This is a genomic window from Pseudonocardia lacus, assembly GCF_018531445.1.
Lineage (GTDB): Bacteria > Actinomycetota > Actinomycetes > Mycobacteriales > Pseudonocardiaceae > Pseudonocardia > Pseudonocardia lacus.
In genome coordinates this window covers 48,883-68,502 of record NZ_JAHDTH010000013.1, presented here as the reverse complement: position 1 = coordinate 68,502, position 19,620 = coordinate 48,883, and the positions used below count along the sequence as shown (strand labels likewise).

The window sequence follows — 19,620 nt, the reverse complement described above, 5'->3', positions numbered from 1 at the left end:
GGGCCGCGCGCCCGTCGGGGAAGCACACCGGTGCGGCGGCGAGCAGCGCGTTGCCCGGCGCCCACAGCCACGTCGACGGCCAGGCCAGCGCCGCGGCGGCCGGGCCGTCGGGCAGGGTGAGCGCCAGCCGCCCGCACAGCTCCAGCAGCGCGAAGCACGCCGCGCTGCCGAGCAGCAGCAGGCCGACCGGGCTGTCCGGACGCTGCCGCGCCACCAGCCCCCCGGTGACGGCGCAGGCGACGACGACCACCATGTGCACGAGGTCGACGGCCGCGGTCCCGGCCGCGATCCCCACCGCGACCGCCCCGACCACGGCCGCCAGCACGGCGGTGGCCGCGGGCAGCGCCGCCCGCCGCACCAGGCGCGCTCCGCGGGTCACGACGACGGACGATATCCGCAGCGCCGGGTCAGCGGCGGGACCGGCGGGCCCCGACGGCGAACGCCGCCCCGGCGCCGACCAGCCACAGCGCCCCGGGCAGGACCGCCGCGTACTGCACCGGCAGCGCCTGCGTGGCGGCGAGCAGCAGCGCCATCAGCGCGCTGAAGACGACCACCCCGCGCCCGACGCCGCGCCGGGCGCGCCCGGCCAGCGCCACCGCCGCGGCCGAGGCCCCCAACGGACCCCACAGCCACGCGATGGTGTTGTAGAAGGTGACCTGCGCGCCGACGGTGTCGGCGTCGAAGGGCTGCGGGCCGGTCAGCGCCCAGTACATCTCGGTCGCGATGCCCCCGCCCACGACCACCGCCGCCGCGGTCAGCAGCACCCCGCCCGCGGCCACCGCGGGCAGCAGGCTCCCACCGGGGGTGCGCGCCACGAGGTGGCGGCGCAGGCCGGTGCCGAACACCAGCAGGCAGGCGGCGACCGCCGCGCAGACCGCCTGCTGCACCCAGACGAGCGTCGCGCGCTCGGCCACGGCCGCGGCCAGCGCCGCGTTGTCGGCGACGGCGCCGGTGGTCACGTCGTAGAGGTCGCCGGTGGCCATCAGCCCGACGAGGCCGACGACACCGCCGGCGACACCGGCCCACGCCCACGCGGTGCCCGGCGGGGCCGCCGGGACGGCGGGGGAGAGGCGGGCGGTGGATTCGGTCGCGGTCACGGGTGCTCCTCGGTCGGGGTGACGCGGTCCGGGCCACCCTCACCCGCCGCCCACCGGGCCCGACAGGGTCGCCGCGTCCCGGTCGGTCGGGACGCCGCCGGGATCGTCCGGGACCCCGCCCGGATACGGGTTCGCGTCGCCGGATCGAGTGCACCCGCACACGAACGGAGCCGGTCGGACGGGGCGCACCGGCTAGTGTCTTGATCACCGGGGCTCCCGGCGCACGCGGGGGGCGCGGCGCGCGTGGCTCGCGGGCGGGGGCGGGCGACGTGGCGATCCAGGGGCACCGGCGGTGGGCCGAGCGGGCGGTCATCGCTGCGATGGCGGCGCTGTCGGTGGCGGCGTGCGGGAGCGTGCCGGCCACCGTTCCGGCGCCGGTCCCCGTGGTGCGGACGCACCCCCCGACCACGACCGCCGCCCCACCGCCGCCCGCCGCGATCACCGTCGTGGCCACCGGCGACGTGCTGGTCCACCAGCGCGGCCCGCTGGTGGCCGGGGCCGCGGCGGCCGGCCGGGCGAACGGCACCGGGTTCGACTTCCGGCCGGTGTTCGCCGATGTCGCCCCGCTGATCACCGCGGCCGACCTGGCGGTGTGCCACCTGGAGACGCCGGTGGCGGGGCCGGAGGGGCCGTTCCGCGGCTACCCGTCCTTCTCCGTGCAGCCGCAGATCGTCGACGCGCTCGTCGCGGCCGGGTACGACACCTGCTCGACGGCGTCGAACCACTCCCTCGACACCGGCTTCGACGGGCTCGTCCGCACCCTCGACACGCTCGACGCGGGCGGCCTGCGCCACACCGGGACCTTCCGCTCCGAGGCCGAGAGCCGCGCCCCGCTGGTGGTGGACGTCGGGGGCGTGCGCGTCGGGCACGTCTCCTGGACCTACGGCCTCAACGGTGTGCGCGAACCGGCCGAGCGCCGCTGGACGGTCAACGACTTCGCCCTGACCGGCCTGTCGACGGCCCCCGACCTGACCGCCGTGCTGGCCGACGCCACCGCCGCCCGCGCGGCCGGGGCGGACATCGTGATCGCCAGCGTGCACTGCTGCACCGAGTACGCCCACGACCCGTCGCCGGCCCAGGACGCGATCGCCGCCACCCTGCTCGCCTCGCCGGACGTCGACCTCGTGCTCGGCCACCACGCCCACGTCGTGCAGCCGCTGGAGCGCATCGGCGGCGAGTGGGTCGCCCACGGGCTGGGCAACCACCTCGCGCAGCGCAGCGGGCGGGTGGCCACCTCCGACTCGGTCGTCGTCCGGTTCACCTTCGAGCGCGGCGCGGACGGGCGCTTCGCCGCCACGCTCGCCGAGGCCGTCCCGACCCGGATCCGCACCGACGGGTCCGGGGTCGCCGTCGTGCGCACCGCGCCGCCGGACCCGGCGCACGCCCGGGTCGTCGAGGTGCTCCAGCGGCGCGGGGCGGCGCAGGCCGGCCTCGTCATCACCGACCGGTAGCGCGCCGGACAGCGGGCCGCCGGATCCGTTTCGCGCCCACCCGCCACCGGGTAGGCGTTCCCGCCACCCCACGTCCCCCGGAGGTTCCGTGACCGTCGTCCTGGCCCTCAAGTGCGCGGACGGCCTCGTCCTCGCCGCCGACTCCCAGATCACCGACTCCGCGCGCGGGCTCAGCTACCCCGCCCAGAAGCTGCACCCGCTCGGCGACACCGCCGCCTGGGGCGGCAGCGGGGCCCGCTCGGTCCTCGTCGACGTCAAGGAGCTGTTCGAGACCAACCCCGGCGCGCTGCTGGGCGGCGGGAACCTCGGGCGCGCGCTGCAGCAGCAGGTGGTGCCGGTGCTGCGCCACCACTACGCGCACTTCGTGTCGGAGGTCCCCGGCGAGACCGGGCCCGCCGGCACCCCGGCCACCTACGTGCTCATCGCCGGTTACACCGAGGACGGCGTGCCGTTCCTGGCCGACATCGACCCGCACGGGCTGGTCGGCCGCTACGAGGAGGTCGGGTTCCACGCCATCGGCAGCGGCGCGGCCATGGCCCAGCAGGCCGGCGCGCTGCTGGCGCACTTCCGGATGACCGAGCGCGATGTCGACCACGGTGTGCTGGCCGCGGTGCGGGTGCTCGACGCCCTGCGGGTCACCTCGCCCAGCATCGGCGGGCCGGTCGACGTCTACCGGATCACCGCGGACGGGGCGCGCACCCTGGACCCCGACGACATCGAACGGGTGCGCGACCGGGTGCGGCGCTGGGAGGAGCTGGAGGACAAGCTGCTCGACGGGCTGTTCGACGAGCCCGCGTAGCGGAGCGGGCACGACGACGCGGCCGGCGCACCCGTGGGTGGCCGGCCGCACTGTCGTCGCTGACGGTCGTCAGCCGGTCGTCAGCTCTTGAAGGCGTCCTTGACCTTCTCGCCCGCCTGCTTGAGGTGGCCCTTCGTCTCGTCCACCTCGCCCTCGGTGCGGAGCTCGTCGTCGTCCGTGGCCTCGCCGACCGTCTGCTTGGCCTTGCCCTTCAGCTCGTCGGCCTTGTTCTCGATCTTGTCGTCAGCACCCATGCCCCGGGCTACCCGAAGTGGGGCGGTGTTGAACCGCTGCGGCCCACCGGCGCGGCGGGACGGGTCCAGCGCCACCAGTTCGGGGACGCGCGTGCCGGTCATGACCTGGTCGGCGAGCAGCCGGCCGGTGACCGGGCCGAGGGTCAGCCCCCACATGCCGTGCCCGCCCGCGACGTGGACGCCCGGCACCCGGGTGCTCCCGACGACGGGCAGCCCGTCCGGGGTGAGGGGCCGGGGACCGACCCACGGGTCGCGCACCGAGGCCGCGTCGAACCCGTCCAGCAGGGGCGCGACGGAGCGCAGGATCGCCGCCAGGCGCCGCTGCCGGAACGGCGCGTCCCGGTCGGTGATCTCCATCGTGCCGGCGAGGCGGGCGCCGCCGCGGTACGGCGTGACCGCGACCCGGACGGCGGGCAGGTACAGCGGTGTCGTGAGCGGCTCGGGCAGCGAGACGGTGCAGGAGTAGCCGCGCCCGGCCTGCACCGGCACGCGCACCCTCGCCGCCCGGCCGAGTTCGGGCAGCCAGGCGCCGGTGGCGAGGATGACGGCGTCGGCGCGGTGCGGGGCACCGCTCCAGGTGTCGACCTGGAGTCCGCCGGGCCCGTACCCGACCGCGCGGACCGCCGCGCCCTCGACGATCCGCCCGCCCCGCGCCCGGACGGCGTCGGCGAGCGCGCCGAGCACCTGCCCCGGGTCGACGTGGCGCTGCCCGCGCAGCTCGATCACCCGGCCGATCCGGGACGAGAACGGCGCGCCCGGTTCGGCGGGACCGAAGTCGACCGCCTGCCCGGATGCGCGGACGGCGTCGAGTTCGTGGCGCAGGCCGGCGGTGGACTCCCCGTGGCCGAAGCCGATCCGGATCGGCGCCTCGTGCGTCCTCAGCGCCACCCCACCCGCGACGAGCTCGTCGAACGCGCCGAGGCTCGCACGGGCGAGCGGGGCGAGCGCGGCCAACGCCCGCCGCCAGCGCCGGCCGGTCGCGTTGCGCGCGAACCCCGCCAGGAACGCGGCGGTCCGCGCGGACGGGCGCGGGTCCAGCGCGAGCGGCGAGTCCGGATCGGCGAGGCCGCGCAGCCCTTCGCGCAGCAGCGCCGGCTCCGGCAACGGGACCGTCATGGCGGGGCAGAGGTAGCCCGCGTTGCCCCACGAGGCCCCGGCCCCGACGGCGGACCGGTCGAGCACCGTGACCTCCGCGCCGTGGCGCTGCAGGTGCCACGCGCAGGACAGGCCGACGATCCCCGCGCCGGCGACGACGACGCGGCGGGGTGGACGGGGGTGCATCGGGGGTGCCTCCTGGTGGGACGGTGCCTCGATGCTCGACCGTGCGGGTGGCCGGGGGATCGTGGGATCCACCGAAACCGGGGGCGGTTCCCTGGTCGATCGGACGAACTCGCGGTGGGTGCGCCCGGCCCGGCAGCGGTCCCGGGCGCACCTCGCAGCCCTGGGCGTGTTCTCGCGGCGCGCCGGCGTGCGGCGAGAACACCTCTCACGCTGCGCGAACGCGGTCGTGCCACCGTCGATCGCTGTGGCGCGCCGCGGGTCACGAAACAGGGTCTTGATCTACTTTGTGGCGTGCTCCTACCTGCGAATCCGCTCAGCGGATGAGTCCACGATGCGCTTTAGAGTGCCCGCATTCCGCTGACTGGCGGTTGACCCGTTCCTCACCCGCCGCTTACTTTCCGTCTACGCAGCTCCGCGGGGAGTGCTTGCGAGTCATCTCGATGAAGAGAGACGAGGCGGTCGGCATGACCTCTGGTCACGAGTCCCTGACCTCCCCACCGGCCCCCGTGCCGGCCGGGGACGTCGAACCGGCCGCCGTGCGGCTCAGCCCCGAGGGGCACGACCCGCAGAGCACCGAGCGGATCAGGGTGACGGGCAGGCTCCGCCGCCTCCTCGTCTGGTACGGCGTGGCCAGCCTGGGCGTCTACCTCTCGCTGGGATCGGTGCACGGGGTGCTGCTCCCGCTGCAGATCCAGACCATCGATCCGGCCAACAAGGCGGCCAACCTGGCGGTCGTCACGGCCGTCGGCGCGATCGGCGGCCTGCTGTCGCAGCCGATCGCCGGGCTGCTGTCCGACCGCACCCGCAGCCGGTGGGGCCGGCGCGCCCCGTGGATCCTCTCCGGGGCGGTCATCGGCGCCGCCTCGATGACGGTGCTGGGGCTGATGGGCGGGATCGTCGGCGTCGTCCTGACGAACCTGCTGGTCGCGATCGGTCTCAACCTGTACTTCGGGCCGAAGTCGGCCGTCATGCCCGACCGGGTCCCGCGCAGCGTCCGCGGCCTGTTCTCCGCGGTCGGCGGGCTCGGGGTGATCATCGGTGTGCTGGGTGGGTCGGTGCTCGGGGCGCTGCTGGCCGGCAACCTGATGCTGGGCTACCTCGTGCTCTCCGCGCTGGTCATCGTGGCCGCCGGTGGTTTCGTGCTGTTCAACCCCGACCACGACAACCGCGCCGAGCCGCGCCCGCCGCTGCACTGGTCGATGCTCGTGCGCACGTTCTGGGTGAGCCCGCGCAAGCACCCCGACTTCGCCTACGGCTTCCTCGGCAGGCTGCTCACCTTCGCCGGCTACTACCTGGTCAGCACGTTCACGCTGTACCTGTTGCAGGACTACGTCGGACTCGGCGCCGACGCCGTGGCGATGATCCCGCTGCTGGCCGGCACCTCGCTGGTGGCCACGCTGGTCAGCACGTTCATCGGCGGCCCGGTCAGCGACCGGACCGGCCGGCGCAAGCCGGCCGCGGTCGTGGCCGGGCTGCTGATCGGGGTGTCCCTCATCGCGCCGTGGCTGATGCCCACCATGACCGGCATGATCATCTACGCGGTGGTGGCCGGGCTGGGCTTCGGCTCCTACCTGGCCGTCGACCAGGCGCTGCTGTCGGAGGTGCTGCCCACCACCGAGGACAACGGCCGCTACCTCGGCGTGCTCAACATCGCCGTCACCGGCCCGCAGGCGCTGGGCGCCGCCCTGGCCGGCACGATCGTGAGCACGCTCGGCTACGCCGCGCTGTTCCCGATCGGCATGGTCATCGCCGTCGCCGGTGCGCTCGCCATCCTGCCGATCAAGTCGGTGCGCTGACCGGCCACGCGGTCAGTAGACCCACACCTCGCTGCGTCGGGGCATGAGGTCGCGGGCCCAGATCATGTCCATGGCCTGGCCGCTGACCCGGGCGCAGCCGTGCGAGGCCGGGTAGGCGGGCACGCTCGGGTAGCCGTGTACGGCGATGCCGTCGGGGTGGAAGTAGCGGGGTCGGTAGAGGCGTCCAAGCGCGCCGTCGCGCCAGCCGTCGTGCGCCCAGGTGACGCCGAACCGGCCCTCCGGCGTGTCGGCGAGCAGGCGCCTGCCCTCGTGGCGGTAGGTCTCGAAGGTGCCGGTCGAGGTGTGCAGGACCAGCTGCACCTGGCCGTCGCGGACGAAGCTGATCAGCCCGGCGTCGCGGTCGATCTCGGTGACCGCGCCGCTCGCGCTGCGGGCCGTCGGCCGGGTGCCGGCGTCGAGGGCGGCGCGGGTGGCCGGACCGACGGAGCCGTCGCGCTCCAGGCCTGCGGCGCCCTGCAGGGCGTAGACGGCCTGCTGGGTGAGCGAGCCGAACGAGCCGTCGGGCGTGCCCAGCCAGTACCCGAGCCCGCTCAGCCGCTCCTGCAGGGCGAGCACCTCGGGCCCGGAGTCGCCGCGCCGCAGCGCCGCGGGCGCGGCCGGGGCCGGCGCCTGGGAGGTGGCCGACCCGCTGGTCGACGTGGCCGGGACCGGGGTGGTGGTGGGCGCGGGCGCCGCCGCCGTCGACGTCGCCGGGGCGGTGGTCGGCAGGGTGGTCGGCAGGGTCGTCGGCACGGTCGTCGGTGCCGCGGCGGGTGCGGGCGGGTCGGGCCCTGCCGCGCACCCGGTGCCGAGCACCAGCACGAGGGCGCACAGCGCGGCCGCGCGCAGCACCCGCTTCCCGATCGTCGCGCTCATGGCATCCCCTCCACCGGCAATGTCGCACACCGACGCCGGCTCCCTCGTGTGATGTGCTCCGAACGGGCGGGTTCCGGTCACCGGCGCCGGGCCGCGGCGACGACGACCGCCGCGACGCCCACCAGCACCGGCGCCAGCAGCAGCGCCGCCCACGTCCCGACGCCGGTGAGCAGCGCGGCCCCGACCGCCCCGGCGACGAGCGCGGTCAGCTGGCCGGCCGCGTGCAGGGCGGGCCCCCGGGCCTCGGCGATCGGGCGGGTCGTCAGCGCGTGCAGGGCGGTGGTCAGCGCGCCGGTCAGGTAGGTCGTGGACTTCCCCAGCCGCAACCCGACCACGCTCTGCCCGCCGAGCGCGACGGCGGCCAGGCCCAGCACCACCTCCGGGGGCCGGCCGCCGGTGAGCGCCAACGTGACGACCGCGGCCACCAGCACCGCCAGCTCGGCCAGCAGCGGCCCGACCAGCGCGTCGGGCGCCCGGCGCCACAGCGCGGACCAGGCCGCCGCTCCCAGGGCGAACCCGGCGACGGCCACCCCCACCGCGAGCAGCCGGGCGACGTCGCCGGTGGCCAGGCCCGCGCCGATGACCACCATGTTCCCGGTGATGACGCCGGCGAAGGCACCGCCGAGCGTGAGCAGGCAGACGAGGTCGGCCGCGCCGGACGTCGCGGCGAGCAGCAGCCCCGCCACCGCGGCCCGCGGCTCGTCCGCGACCATCGCCGTGCCTCAGCCGCCGACCCGGGAGCGGGCCTGCTCGGCGCGCTCCTCGAACAGCGCCCGCTCCGCCTCGTTGCGGGTGAGCGCGGCCGCCTCGGCGAACCGCTCGGCGGCCTCGCGGTGGCGCCCGGCCATCGCCAGGAGTTCGCCGCGCACGCCCGGCAGCTGCGGGTAGGTCGCCAGCGCCGCGGTGTCGACCGCGTCGAGCAGTGCGAGCCCGGCGTCGGGGCCGAACGCGTGCCCGTGGGCCATGGCCCGGTTGAGCGCCACGACCGGGGTCGGCCACGCGGCGCCGAGGACGTCGTAGAGGCCGGCGATCCGCGACCAGTCGGTCTGCCCGGCGGTCGGCGCCGTGGCGTGGCAAGCGGCGATGGCCGCCTGCAGCGTGTACGGGCCGACCGGGCCGCCCGCGTCGTGGGCGCGGGCCAGCGCGGCCAGCCCGCGCCGGACCAGCAGCCGGTCCCACCGGCGGCGGTCCTGGTGCTGCAGCAGCACCGGGCGGCCGTCGCGGTCGCGGCGGGCGGGGGCGCGCGACTGGGTCAGTTCGAGCAGCGCGGCCAGCCCGTGCGGCTCGGGCTCGGTGGGCAGCGCCCTTGCGGCCAGCGCCGCGGTCAGCCGGGCCAGCCGCAGGGCCTCGGTGGCCAGCGCCGGGCGCATCCAGTCGTCGCCCGCGGTGGCGCTGTAGCCCTCGTTGAACACCAGGTAGATCACTTCCAGGACGCCGGCGAGCCGCTCGCCGACCTCGGCCGGCCCGGGCATCTCGAACCGGACGCCCCGATCGCGCAGCGTCTTCTTGGCCCGCGAGATCCGCTGCCCGGCCACCGGCTCCGGGACCAGGAAGGCCCGGGCGATCTCGTCGGTGCGCAGCCCGGTCAGGCAGCGCAGCGTCAGCGCCACCCGGTACTCGCGGTTCAGCGCCGGGTGGCAGGCGGTGAACAGCAGCCGCAGCACGTCGTCGCCGACCGGGTCGTCGAGGGCGTCGTCGACCGCGTCGGCCTCGTCGACGACGGTGGGGGTGTCGCGGCCGATCTTCTCGACGGCGCGGCGGTGCACGGCGTCGCGGCGGAACCCGTCGACGGCCCGGTTCTTCGCGGTGGTCATCAGCCACCCCGCTGGGTTCGCCGGGATGCCGCTGCTCGGCCACTGCTCCAGGGCCGTGACCAGCGCGTCCTGCGCGAGCTCCTCGGCGGTGCCGACGTCGCCGGTGAACCGGGCCAGGCCGGCGACGAGGCGGGCCGACTCGATCCGCCACACCGCCTCGACGGCGGCGATGCCCGCCGGTCCGGACCCCGTCGGCGTCGACCCAGTCATGCGCCCATCATGCCGACGCGCGGGTGCCGCGCCCCGGGGGACCGGGGGCGCGGCAGCGTCGGCCCTGCGTCAGCCCTGGGGAGTGCCGTCCGGGCCGAAGTCCTCGGGGCCGAACACCTTCAGCACCCGGGCCTCGCCCTCCCAGCCGGGCCACAGCTCGGCGTGCAGCCGCATGAAGCGGCTGGTCCACTCGACCGCCTCGGCCTTGGTGGTGGTCTCGTAGAGCGCGTAGCTGATCATCTCCTTGGACTCGGCGAACGGCCCGTCGGTGACCCGCAGGCCGGCGTCGCCGGTGACCGTGAGCCGGGCGCCTGCCGCGCTGGGGGCGAGACCGGCGTTGTCGAGCAGGGCGCCGGCCCGGGTGGCCTCCTCGCCCAGCGCCATGATGCCGGCCATCAGCTCGGCGGGCGGGGGAGTCGGGGGCTGGGTGGCTTCGAGGACGACGAGGTAGCGCATCGGACGATCCTTCCGGGGGTGCGTTGCGGGTGGGAGAGGGGTCAGCCGTCGGTGTTGGGCATCTGCCGGTAGCGGTGCACGAACACCACGCTCAGCAGCGCGAACACGGCGATCACCGCGACCACGAACACCGGAATGCCGGCGGCGCCGAGCGCGCCGGAGGCCATGGCGAGGAACGCGACCAGGAACAGCGGGCCGACCAGGCGGCAGGCCAGGGCCAGCCGGGGGAAACCCTCGCCGGACAGCCGCCGGGCCAGCAGGAGCAGGGCGGCGGCCAGGCAGGGGAAGCCGATGGCCCCGGCCAGCATGTGGACCGCCGCGGTGGCGCTGATCGCGGTGGCCTGCGGCGCGCCGACCGGGAAGCCGCCGGCCGGGTCCACCGGGAAGGCGCCGGCGGCGATCAGGCTCAGCCCGAATACCGCGAGCAGCCGCGGTGACCACGTCGCGGCCGGGCCGGTGCGCAGCGCGCGGTGCAGCCCGACCGCGGCCGCGATCGTCATCAGGCCGCTGACCACGAAGTTGGTGACCTGGACCCAGCCGGGCCCGCCCAGCGCGAGCTGGCTCCAGGCGTGGCGGCCCAGGTCGAAGCCGTCGCGCAGCAGCGCCTGGGCGAGCGAGGTGACCACGTAGACCGGGCCGGCGATGACGCCGTAGCCCAGCAGCGACTTGGTGACGCGGTCGGCGGTGAGCTCCTCGGGCGTCGAGACGGTTCCGGCGCGGGTGGGGATGGTGGGCTGGGTGCCGCTCATGGTGGGTCTCCCGGTCTCGGCCCCCGGTCGTCGGGGGCGTTCACCGACTCCACGAGCGACCGACCCGGGTTTTGCAGCGGACCGGAGATTTTTTCCGCGGCCCCTTCCGGGGTCAGACCTTCGCGTCGACCGCCGGCGTCCGGTTGCCCACGCGGTGGGTCGCCCCGCCGCTGACCCCGAGCCCGACCAGGAACGCCAGCACGGCGGTGACCCACTGGCCCGCGGTGACGGTGTCGAAGCCCGTGTGCTCGCCCTGCAGCGCGGTGAGCAGCGACGACAGGAAGGCGATGAGGCCGCTGACCAGCGCGGCGACGATGGCCTTCAGGTGTGGTCCGTATCGGCCCATCCCGGTACTCCTGACCTCTCCGTGCGGTGACACGGACACGGTCCTGCACCGGGGGCACGCGGGCCATACGCAGTTGTGCGTACGGCCGGTCGCCGTGCCGTGCGCGTTCGCCGGGTGGTCGGGTTACCGTCAGCACGGCACCGCCGGCTCGACGCCGAGGAGGGGTGGTGGCGCGGATGCGGCTCCCGGTCGACCCCCCGGACCTCGACGTGGTCGGGTTCGGCGACGCGCTGCGCCGGGCGCTGCTGGCCACCCTGGCGCACCCCGCGCCCACGCTGTCGGCGTCGGTCCGGCTGGCCGGCGACCTGGCCCGGGCCCCGGTCGTGGCCGCAACGCGCTGGCTCGGCGGGGACGTCGAGCCCCCGGTCGCGCCCGACCGCCGCTTCGCCGACCCCGCCTGGACGTCGAACCCGCTGTTCCACGCGACCAGGCTCGGCTACGCGGCAGCGTCGAGGTTCGCCCGCGACGTCGTCGGGGCGGCCGCGCTGGAGCCCGACGTGGCGCGCAAGGCGGCGCTGGCCACCGACCTGCTGCTCGACGCCGCCGCGCCGACCAACCTGCTGCCACTCAACCCGGCCGCGCTCCGGCTGGCCTTCGACACGGGCGGCGCGAGCCTGGTCCGGGGCGCCCGCAACTTCGTCGACGACCTGGTGAACAACCGCGGACGCCCCCGCCAGGTGGACACGAGCGGCTTCGAGCTCGGCCGCGACCTCGCCGCCACCCCCGCGAAGGTGGTGTTCCGCAACGAGCTGATGGAGCTGCTGCAGTACGAGCCGCAGACCGAGCGCGTGCACGCGGTGCCGCTGCTGTGCAGCCCACCGTGGATCAACAAGTACTACGTGATGGACCTGGCGCCGGGCCGCAGCTTCGTCGAGTGGGCGGTGCGCCACGGGCGCACCGTGTTCGCGATCAGCTACCGCAACCCGTCGCCGGGGATGGCCGCCACCACCATGGACGACTACCTGGTGCACGGCCCGCGCACGGCGGTCGACGTCATCACCGCGATCACCGGCGCGGACACCGTCGACATCGTGGGGCTCTGCCTGGGCGGCGCGCTGACCGCCATCACCGCCGCCCACCTCGCCGGGGCGGGCGACCGGCGGGTGGGCTCGCTGACCCTGCTCAACACGATGCTCGACTACACCGAGCCGGGTCCGCTGGCCACGTTCACCGACGCCCGGACCGTGGCCAAGCTCGAACGCCGGATGGCGGAGCGGGGCACGCTGCCCGCCAGCTCCATGGCGGCCACGTTCGACCTGCTGCGGGCCAACGACCTGATCTTCGGCTACCTGGTGTCCGGTTGGCTGATGGGCCAGGACCCGCCGGCGTTCGACATCCTGGCCTGGAACGCCGACAGCACCCGCATGCCGGCCGCGATGCACGCGTTCTACCTGCGCGAGTTCTACGTCGGCAACGCGCTCGCCGCGGGCACCCTGCGGCTCGCCGGCGCCCCGGTCGACCTGGGCGCCATCACCTCTCCGGTGTACGTGGTGAGCGCGGTCAACGACCACATCGTGCCGTGGGAGTCGGCCTACAGGTCGGTGGGCCTGGTCGCCGGCCCGGCCCGGTTCGTGCTGGTCAGCGGCGGGCACATCGCCGGGATCGTCAGCCCGCCCGGGCCGAAGGCGTGGCACATGGTCGGTGACGGGGGTGCGACCAGCGCGCAGGACTGGCGGGAGGGGGCGCAGCGGCGGCCGGGCACGTGGTGGGAGGACTGGGTGGAGTGGGCGAGGGCGGGGGCGGGGCCGCTGCGGGAGCCGCCGCCCACGGGCAGCCGACGGTATCCGGTGCTGGGGGAGGGGCCTGGTCGGTACGTTCGCGGCTGAGCGGGCGCGGGGCGTCTTCGCAGGGGTGGTGCGGTCTTCGCAGGTGCTGTGGACCCTGCGGAGACCAGGGGGACTCTGCGAAGACGCCTGCACGTGTGCGTGGTCGCCCTCCCAGGTCGAGTCGATCATGTGATTCGGAGCCCTCGCAGACCCAGCGCTGTCTTCGCAGCCCGCCGGCGGGCTGCGACGACTCAGCCAGCGCTACGGCACCCACCTGGCGCTGCGAGGACGCCGCGCACCCGGCGCTACGGCCCCCACCTGGCGCTGCGAGGACGCCGCGCACCCGGCGCTACGGCACCCACCTGGCGCTGCGAGGACGCCGCGCACCCGGCGCTGCGACGCCCACCCGGCGCTGCGAGGACACCCACCGGGCGCTGCGACGCCCACCCCGCGCTGCGAGGACGCCCCGCCCGCCCTGAGCGACCGCGAAGCTGGCCGCGGAGCGGCCATTCCACCCCCCGGATGCCGTGACGGCAGGGGCTGACCCCCCTGCTCGATCAGAGGTCGCCCTCCGCGGAGGAGCCGCCGGAGGCCCCTCAAAGGAAGGCCCACCCGAGGGTCAGGACAACGCGCGCACAGCCGCCAGCAGCGGCGGCCAATCCACCCGCAGCGCCTCGTGCCCCATGAACAACCCGAGGTGCCCACCCGCCGCAGTGCGCATGGTGACCCGCTCCGACGGCGTCCCCACCACATCGGCGAGGGCGAACACCTGGGGTGCCGGGGTGATGTGGTCGGTCTCGCCGGCCAGCAGGAACAGCGGGCAGGTGATCGCGGCCGGGTCGGCGCGACGCCCGTCGACGACCAGGTCGCCGCGGACGAACTCGTTGCGCCGGAACAGGTGCTCGACCAGCCACAGGTAGAAGGCGCCGGGGATGTCCTGGGTGTGGGTGAACCAGTCGTCGAACGCCCGGTGGCGCCGGACGTGGGCGTCGTCGTCGAGGTGGGCCAGCAGGTCCCACTGGCGGGCCAGTTCGGCCTGCGGCCGGATCGCGATGAAGTTGGCCAGCACCGCGCGCCCCGGCATGACCCCGCCGCCCGCCGCCACCAGGGCCCGGTAGGGCGCCAGGCCGAACGCGCTGGTGAGGACCCGGGTGCTGGAGGCGATCACGGACTCGCCGGCGTGGAAGTCGATGGGTGCGCCGGCCAGGGTGAGGGTGTGCACGCGGTGGGGGTGCAGCGCCGCGTAGATGGCGGCCAGCCAGCCGCCCTGGCAGTCGCCGACCAGGTTCGCCCGTCCGCCCAGCAGCCGGATCGAGCGGTCGACCACGTCCAGGTAATGGGTGATCGTGACGTGCGCGGTGGCGGCGGTGGCCGGGCGCCACTGCAGCACGTGCAGCCGGGTGAGGCCGGCGGCGGCGATCGTGCCGAGCTGGGTCTGCTCGGCGGAGTGGTCGACGATGTGGCTGGAGTGCCCGGCCTGCGGCGGCAGCACGAGGGTCGGGACGACGTCGTCGCCGCGGTGGCGCGGCGCGGTCATGTCGCGCAGGTGCGCGAACGGCGTGCTGAGCACGACCTCGTTGGGTGTGTGCCAGTTGGGGCGGCGGCGATCGGCCTGCACCGTCCACCACTTCACCGCTCTGCTGGCGGTGTCGAGCGGCGTCCGGGTGCCGGCCTCGGCCAGCGACCGGGTGGCCGCGCGGGTGATCTCCCGGTTGGTGGCGTCGAGGGTGGCGGCCGTGTGGTCGACGAGGTGGCGCAGGGCGCGGGGGAGGGTGGTGCCGGTCCCGGTGGTCGTCATCCGTGCGCTCCTGCTCCCGCTGGCTGCTGCGCACGCTAAGCGCTGCTTGGACAACCACGCAAGCCGGGTCGTACCGATCGGGATGACAGGCGTCGCAGGTCACACCGCGGGTGTGCCCGCCCCCACGAGCCGCAGGTGGTACTCGCTGTCGCCGAACATCGCGTCGATGGCCAGCAGTCGCTTGAGGTAGTGCCCGACCGCCAGCTCGTCGGTGGTCCCGACGCCGCCGTGGGTCTGCACCGCCGCCTCGCCGACCGCCCGGCCCAGGCGCCCGACCTGGGCCTTGAGCACGGAGATGTCGCGCGGCGCCGCCCGCCCGGCCTCGGCCAGCGCGGCGGTGCGCAGCAGCGTGGCGCGGGCCTTGGTGCAGGCGATCCGCATGTCGGCCAGCCGGTGGGCCACGGCCTGGAAGCCCGCGATCGGCACGCCGAACTGCTTGCGGGTGGCGGCGTACTCGGCGGTGCGCCGCAGCAGGGCGGTCATGGCCCCGACCCCCTCGGCGGCGAGCGCGACGACGGCGTCGGCCAGCGTGGCGGTGATCGCCGCGTGCGCGTCGGTCGTCAGGCAGTGCTCCGCGGGCACCTCGACGGCGTCGAAGCCGACGTGGGCGGCGCTGCGGCCGTCGATCGTGCGGAACGGGGTGATCCGGACGCCGGACGCGCCGGGCTCGACGACCAGCAGGGCGAGCCCGCCGGTCCCGTCGTCGATGCGGGCGGTGACGACCAGCACGTCGGCGTGCGCGGCGCCCAGCACCAGCCGCTTCTCGCCGTCGAGTCGGTAGCCGTCGCCGGACCTGCGGCAGCGGGTCGCCACCCGCGCCGGGTCCGGCGTGCCCCGGCCCTCCTCGTGGGCGAGCGCGCCGTGCGCGTCGCCGGCCACGATCCGGGCGAGCCAGTCGCGCGCCACCGGGTGCTCACCGGCCGCGGCGAGCGCGCGCCCGGCCAGCAGGATCGTGGGCAGGTAGGGCTCGACCAGCAGGTGCTCGCCGAACGGCTCGGCGATGGCCACGACGTCGACGACCGAGCCGCCCAGGCCGCCGACCCCTTCCGGGAAGGGCAGGCCGAGCAGTCCGAGCTCGGTGAACGTCGCCCAGACCTCGGGCGAGAACGGGCGGTCGGAGCGCACGAGCGCCCGGCGGGCCTCGAACGAGTAGTTCTTCTCCAGGTAGCGGGTGACGCTCTCGCGCAGCAGCGCCTGCTCGTCGGTGAACCCGAAGTCCATGCCGCTCTCCTCCCGCGGGCTCAGCGGCCGGCCACGAGCGAGCGCGCGATCAGGTCGCGCTGCACCTCGTTGGTCCCGGCGTAGATCGAGGCCGCGCGGCTGTTGAGGTAGTAGGGCATGGACACCAGGTCGAAGTCGTCGCCCAGCGGCGCGGTCCCCGACCCGATGCCCAGGGCGTCGAGCTGCAGGGCGAGCCCCTCCAGGCCCGACACCCGCGCCATGAGCGTGGTCAGCCGCTGGGTGAGCTCGGAGTTGACGGTCTTGTTGACCGAGGGGAACGACGGGTCGTCGGCGATCGGGTGCCCGCTGATCGCCAGCTCCTCGATGTGGCGCATCGAGGCCACGTCGGCCTCCAGCTCGCCGAGGTCGCGCTGGAAGACCGGGTCGTCGGCGAGCACCCCGCCGAACGGCGAGGTCCGCTCGGCGGCGGCCGCGCGGATCATCCGCACGAACCGGTCGAGCCACGGGCTGCCGGTCGACCCGCCGCGCTCGTGGGAGAGCAGGTGCTTGGCGACCGTCCACCCGTCGTTCTCCGCGCCCACGCGGGCGGACTGCGGCACGCGCACCTCGTCGAAGAACACCTCGCACTGCTCGGGGAAGCCGTCGAGCCCGACGATGGGGCGGATCCGCAGGCCGGGCAGGTCGAGGCGGTCCAGCAGCAGGAACGTGATGCCCTGCTGCTTCTTGCCCGCCGTGCTGGTGCGCACCAGCATGAACATCCGGTTGGCCCGGTGGGCCAGGGTCGTCCAGATCTTGCTTCCGGTGATGACGTAATCGTCGCCGTCGGGCACGGCCGCGCAGCTCAACGAGGCCAGGTCGGAGCCGGCGCCCGGCTCGGAGTAGCCCTGCGTCCAGTAGTCGTCACCGGCCAGGATCCCGGGCAGGTGCCTGCGCTTCTGCTCCTCGGTGCCCAGGTCGATCAGCAGCGGCCCGATCATCTTCAGCCCGTTGGGCAGCAGCGGGGGCAGGTCGCGCCGGCAGTACTCCTCGGTGAAGACGAAGCGCTGCTCGACCGTCCAGTCGACGCCGCCGTGCTCCACCGGCCAGCCGGGGGCGGCCCAGCCCTTGCGGGCCAGGATCCGGTGCCAGGCCATGGTCTCGTCGAAGGGGGCGAAGACGCTGGTCGTCTTGCGCCCGGCCTCGCGGATGGCGTCGGTCGGGGCGGTGTCGAGGAACTCGGCGACCTCGCGGCGGAAGGCGTCGAGGTCGGGTCCGGAGTCGAGGTCCATGCGCGGCTCCTACCGGTCGCGGGTGCTGAAGGCGGTGATGCGCTGGTGCATGTCGGGGCCGTGGCCGGCGTTCTCCATGATCTCCCACTGCAGGCCCGCGTCGAGGGGGTCGCCGTCGGTGGCCTCCAGCAGGCGCTTGTTGGCGGCGTGGGTGAACCCCGAGTTGGCCGCGATCCGGGTGGCCAGCGCCTCGATCTCGGCGTCGAAGCCCGCGGCCGGGACGGCGTACTCGGCCAGGCCGATGCGCACCGCCTCGGTCGCGTCGATCATGTCGGCGGTGAACATCAGCCGCTTGGCGGTGGCGGCGCCCACCCGGCGCGGCAGGCGCTGGCTCATCCCCCAGATCGGGGTGAGCGCGAACGTGGCGTGGGTGTCGCCGAAGCGGGCGTCGTCGGCGGCGACGATGAAGTCGGCGGCCAGCGCCACCTCCAGCGCGCCGGTGTAGCAGTGCCCGTGCACGGCGGCGACCACCGGCTTGGGCAGCTTCTCCAGCAGCCGCAGCGTCTCGCTGTGCCAGCCGCGGGAGGGGACGTCCTCGCCGGCGGCGATGTCGGAGAGGTCGTGGCCCGCGGAGAAGCACCGGCCCGCGCCGCGCAGCACGACGCAGCCGATGGCGTCGTCGGCGCGCAGGTCGAGGACGTGGCGGCGCAGCTCCCGGAACAGGCCCACGGTCAGGGCGTTGAGCTTGTCCGGCCGGTTCAGGGTCAGCAGGGTCCAGCCCCCGCGGTCTTCCCGGATCACGAGCTCGGCCACGCTGACCCCCTGACAGACGACTGATCGGTCGTTAAATTACCAGCCGACGGCCGTCGTGCCGATCTACCAGCACGAGGGGAAGCCATGCCTGACGACGCACCGGTCCTGCCCGGCGGCGGCCACCACTGGATCGACCAGATCGAGCGCCACGCCCACCAGGTGCCCGACCGCACCGCGCTGGTGTTCGGCGAGCGGCGCACCAGCTGGGCGCAGCTGCGCGGCAGGGTGCGCGCGCTGGCCGGGGCGCTGGCCGAGCACGGGGTCGGCGAGGGCGACCGGGTGGCGGTGCTGATGAGCAACCGCCCCGAGTTCCTGGAGGCGGTGCTGGCGGCCACGGCGCTGCGCGCCATCGCGGTGCCGGTGAACTTCCGGCTCTCCGCCGACGAGGTGGCGTTCATCCTGGGCGACAGCGGCGCGGTCGCGCTGGCCGTGGACGCCGACCTCGCCCCGCTGGCCGCCAAGGTCCGCGGCTCGCTGTCCGGCGGCGGTGTCGTGCTCGTCACCGGAGCGGACCCGGCGACGGCCGGCCCCGGCGCCCTGCCGTTCGACGACCTGGCCGCCGGCCCCGAGCGCCCGCTGCCCGACGTGCGGATCGCCGAGCACGACCCGGCCCTGATCATGTACACGTCCGGGACCACCGGACGCCCCAAGGGCGCGGTGCTCACCCACCTCAACCTGGCGGTGCAGACCCAGACGCTGATCCGCTACTGGCGGCTCTACCGCGACGACGAGGTCAACCTGTGCGCCTCGCCGATGTTCCACATCGCCGCCATCGGGGCGATCGCGCCGCTGATCGCCACCGGCGGCACCACGGTGATCCAGCCCAGCGGCCAGTTCGACCCCGCCGCCCTGCTCGACGTGCTGGAGCGCGAGCGGGTGACGCACCTGTTCCTGGTCCCCGCCCAGTGGCAGGCCGTCGTCGCCGTCCCCGGGGCCGGCGAGCGCGCCGCGCACCTGCGCGTCATGTGCTGGGGCGCGGCCCCGGCGCCGGTGGCGCTGCTGGAGCGCATGGCCGAGGTCTTCCCCGGCGTGCCGAACGTGTGCACCTTCGGCCAGACCGAGATGTCACCGATCACCACCGTGCTCGACGGTGAGGACGCCATCCGCAAGATCGGTTCGGTGGGCCGGCCGGTGCCGGCCGTGTCGGTCCGGATCGTCGACGACCAGATGCGCGACGTGGCGCCGGGCGAGGTCGGCGAGATCGTCTACCGCGGCCCGAACCTCATGGCGGGCTACTGGAACCTGCCCGAGGCCACCGCCGAGGCCTTCGCCGGCGGCTGGTTCCACTCCGGCGACCTGGTGCGCGCCGACGAGGACGGCTTCCTGTACGTCGTGGACCGCAAGAAGGACATGATCATCTCCGGCGGGGAGAACATCTACTGCGCCGAGGTGGAGAACGTGCTGGCCGGCCACCCCGCGGTGGCCGACGTCGCAGTGGTGGCCGCGCCGCACGAGCAGTGGGGCGAGACGCCGGTCGCCGTGGTCGTGCCGGCCGACCCGGCGGCCCCGCCCGCGCTCGACGAGCTGGTCGAGTGGTGCCGCACCCGGCTCGCCTCCTACAAGAAGCCCACCCGGCTGCTGGTGGTCGACGCGCTGCCGCGCAACGCCTCGGGCAAGGTGCTCAAGCCGGTGCTGCGGGCGGAGGTACGCGACCGCGGTTGAGTGCTGGTCCCCCGAAGACCTCGTGCGCTTCCCGGACGTGCGACGTCCACCTCCTCGCAGCG

General features: G+C 75.2%; 18 protein-coding genes and 1 pseudogene. 5 read left to right on the top strand and 14 right to left on the bottom strand.

The window, feature by feature from the left end:
- Positions 1–379, bottom strand: a 379-nt coding sequence (locus KIK08_RS05045; RefSeq protein WP_214401804.1) for a hypothetical protein, incomplete at its 3' end; no start/stop codon positions are given.
- Between the two features lie 28 nt (positions 380–407).
- Positions 408–1,097, bottom strand: coding sequence for a hypothetical protein (locus KIK08_RS05040; protein ID WP_214401803.1), 690 nt, complete (start codon positions 1,095–1,097; stop codon positions 408–410).
- A gap of 269 nt (positions 1,098–1,366) precedes the next feature.
- Between KIK08_RS05040 and KIK08_RS05035 the strand changes: the two genes are divergently transcribed.
- Together KIK08_RS05035 and KIK08_RS41510 are read left to right on the top strand one after the other, a co-directional pair.
- Entirely contained in the window at positions 1,367–2,548 is a 1,182-nt protein-coding gene (locus tag KIK08_RS05035) for a CapA family protein (RefSeq protein WP_308257398.1), read from the top strand.
- An 88-nt stretch (positions 2,549–2,636) separates the two neighbouring features.
- On the top strand, positions 2,637–3,347 hold the full coding sequence (locus tag KIK08_RS41510) for an Ntn hydrolase family protein (RefSeq protein WP_214401802.1): 711 nt from the start codon (positions 2,637–2,639) through the stop codon (positions 3,345–3,347).
- A gap of 80 nt (positions 3,348–3,427) precedes the next feature.
- On the opposite strand, the gene KIK08_RS42345 is transcribed toward KIK08_RS41510, so the two are convergent.
- Both KIK08_RS42345 and KIK08_RS05020 read right to left on the bottom strand, forming a co-directional pair.
- Complete coding sequence (locus KIK08_RS42345; RefSeq protein WP_214401808.1) at positions 3,428–3,601, bottom strand: CsbD family protein; 174 nt, start codon at positions 3,599–3,601, stop codon at positions 3,428–3,430.
- 120 nt (positions 3,602–3,721) lie between these two features.
- Positions 3,722–4,882, bottom strand: a pseudogene (locus KIK08_RS05020) (NAD(P)/FAD-dependent oxidoreductase); the annotation flags it as partial.
- Positions 4,883–5,346: 464 nt separating this feature from the next.
- On the opposite strand from KIK08_RS05020, the gene KIK08_RS05015 reads away from it, so the two are divergent.
- Entirely contained in the window at positions 5,347–6,678 is a 1,332-nt protein-coding gene (locus tag KIK08_RS05015; protein WP_214401801.1) for an MFS transporter, read from the top strand.
- A 12-nt stretch (positions 6,679–6,690) separates the two neighbouring features.
- Here the strand turns inward: KIK08_RS05015 and KIK08_RS05010 are convergent, their stop codons facing one another.
- From KIK08_RS05010 to KIK08_RS04985, 6 genes are all read right to left on the bottom strand, one after another.
- Positions 6,691–7,554, bottom strand: a complete 864-nt coding sequence (locus tag KIK08_RS05010) for a L,D-transpeptidase family protein (RefSeq protein ID WP_214401800.1) — start codon at positions 7,552–7,554, stop codon at positions 6,691–6,693.
- 77 nt (positions 7,555–7,631) lie between these two features.
- Complete coding sequence (locus tag KIK08_RS05005) at positions 7,632–8,267, bottom strand: YoaK family protein (RefSeq protein ID WP_214401799.1); 636 nt, start codon at positions 8,265–8,267, stop codon at positions 7,632–7,634.
- A gap of 9 nt (positions 8,268–8,276) precedes the next feature.
- On the bottom strand, positions 8,277–9,578 hold the full coding sequence (locus KIK08_RS05000; protein WP_214401798.1) for an RNA polymerase sigma factor: 1,302 nt from the start codon (positions 9,576–9,578) through the stop codon (positions 8,277–8,279).
- Positions 9,579–9,647: 69 nt separating this feature from the next.
- A complete protein-coding gene (locus KIK08_RS04995) occupies positions 9,648–10,034 on the bottom strand; it encodes a YciI family protein (RefSeq protein WP_214401797.1) in 387 nt (128 codons plus the stop codon).
- A 41-nt stretch (positions 10,035–10,075) separates the two neighbouring features.
- Positions 10,076–10,783, bottom strand: coding sequence for a DUF998 domain-containing protein (locus KIK08_RS04990; RefSeq protein ID WP_214401796.1), 708 nt, complete (start codon positions 10,781–10,783; stop codon positions 10,076–10,078).
- Positions 10,784–10,895: 112 nt separating this feature from the next.
- Positions 10,896–11,129: a hypothetical protein gene (locus KIK08_RS04985; protein ID WP_214401795.1), complete on the bottom strand. Its 234-nt coding sequence runs from the start codon at positions 11,127–11,129 to the stop codon at positions 10,896–10,898.
- A gap of 176 nt (positions 11,130–11,305) precedes the next feature.
- Between KIK08_RS04985 and KIK08_RS04980 the strand changes: the two genes are divergently transcribed.
- Entirely contained in the window at positions 11,306–12,955 is a 1,650-nt protein-coding gene (locus KIK08_RS04980) for a PHA/PHB synthase family protein (RefSeq protein ID WP_214401794.1), read from the top strand.
- A 559-nt stretch (positions 12,956–13,514) separates the two neighbouring features.
- Here the strand turns inward: KIK08_RS04980 and KIK08_RS04975 are convergent.
- The 4 genes from KIK08_RS04975 to KIK08_RS04960 all read right to left on the bottom strand — a co-directional run bounded on the left by KIK08_RS04975 (position 13,515) and on the right by KIK08_RS04960 (position 17,896).
- The gene (locus tag KIK08_RS04975) at positions 13,515–14,693 is read right to left on the bottom strand and encodes an alpha/beta fold hydrolase (protein WP_214401793.1); all 1,179 of its coding nucleotides are present in this window, start codon (positions 14,691–14,693) and stop codon (positions 13,515–13,517) included.
- Between the two features lie 99 nt (positions 14,694–14,792).
- Positions 14,793–15,914, bottom strand: coding sequence for an acyl-CoA dehydrogenase family protein (locus tag KIK08_RS04970; protein ID WP_214401792.1), 1,122 nt, complete (start codon positions 15,912–15,914; stop codon positions 14,793–14,795).
- A gap of 20 nt (positions 15,915–15,934) precedes the next feature.
- Positions 15,935–17,143 (bottom strand): acyl-CoA dehydrogenase family protein, encoded by a 1,209-nt coding sequence (locus KIK08_RS04965; protein ID WP_214401791.1) that lies wholly within the window; start codon positions 17,141–17,143, stop codon positions 15,935–15,937.
- Between the two features lie 9 nt (positions 17,144–17,152).
- A complete protein-coding gene (locus KIK08_RS04960; protein WP_214401790.1) occupies positions 17,153–17,896 on the bottom strand; it encodes an enoyl-CoA hydratase/isomerase family protein in 744 nt (247 codons plus the stop codon).
- Positions 17,897–17,980: 84 nt separating this feature from the next.
- Between KIK08_RS04960 and KIK08_RS04955 the strand changes: the two genes are divergently transcribed.
- Positions 17,981–19,558 (top strand): long-chain-fatty-acid--CoA ligase, encoded by a 1,578-nt coding sequence (locus KIK08_RS04955; protein ID WP_214401789.1) that lies wholly within the window; start codon positions 17,981–17,983, stop codon positions 19,556–19,558.
- Positions 19,559–19,620: the final 62 nt, after the last annotated feature.

What these genes read in the sequence shown, in the direction of transcription:
- KIK08_RS42345 (WP_214401808.1), bottom strand. Translation starts at nt 3,601, where the DNA reads ATGGGTGCTGACGACAAGATCGAGAACAAGGCCGACGAGCTGAAGGGC.
- KIK08_RS05015 (WP_214401801.1), top strand. Translation starts at nt 5,347, where the DNA reads ATGACCTCTGGTCACGAGTCCCTGACCTCCCCACCGGCCCCCGTGCCG.
- KIK08_RS05010 (WP_214401800.1), bottom strand. Translation starts at nt 7,554, where the DNA reads ATGAGCGCGACGATCGGGAAGCGGGTGCTGCGCGCGGCCGCGCTGTGC.
- KIK08_RS05005 (WP_214401799.1), bottom strand. Translation starts at nt 8,267, where the DNA reads ATGGTCGCGGACGAGCCGCGGGCCGCGGTGGCGGGGCTGCTGCTCGCC.
- KIK08_RS05000 (WP_214401798.1), bottom strand. Translation starts at nt 9,578, where the DNA reads ATGACTGGGTCGACGCCGACGGGGTCCGGACCGGCGGGCATCGCCGCC.
- KIK08_RS04995 (WP_214401797.1), bottom strand. Translation starts at nt 10,034, where the DNA reads ATGCGCTACCTCGTCGTCCTCGAAGCCACCCAGCCCCCGACTCCCCCG.
- KIK08_RS04990 (WP_214401796.1), bottom strand. Translation starts at nt 10,783, where the DNA reads ATGAGCGGCACCCAGCCCACCATCCCCACCCGCGCCGGAACCGTCTCG.
- KIK08_RS04985 (WP_214401795.1), bottom strand. Translation starts at nt 11,129, where the DNA reads ATGGGCCGATACGGACCACACCTGAAGGCCATCGTCGCCGCGCTGGTC.
- KIK08_RS04980 (WP_214401794.1), top strand. Translation starts at nt 11,306, where the DNA reads ATGCGGCTCCCGGTCGACCCCCCGGACCTCGACGTGGTCGGGTTCGGC.
- KIK08_RS04975 (WP_214401793.1), bottom strand. Translation starts at nt 14,693, where the DNA reads ATGACGACCACCGGGACCGGCACCACCCTCCCCCGCGCCCTGCGCCAC.
- KIK08_RS04970 (WP_214401792.1), bottom strand. Translation starts at nt 15,914, where the DNA reads ATGGACTTCGGGTTCACCGACGAGCAGGCGCTGCTGCGCGAGAGCGTC.
- KIK08_RS04965 (WP_214401791.1), bottom strand. Translation starts at nt 17,143, where the DNA reads ATGGACCTCGACTCCGGACCCGACCTCGACGCCTTCCGCCGCGAGGTC.
- KIK08_RS04955 (WP_214401789.1), top strand. Translation starts at nt 17,981, where the DNA reads ATGCCTGACGACGCACCGGTCCTGCCCGGCGGCGGCCACCACTGGATC.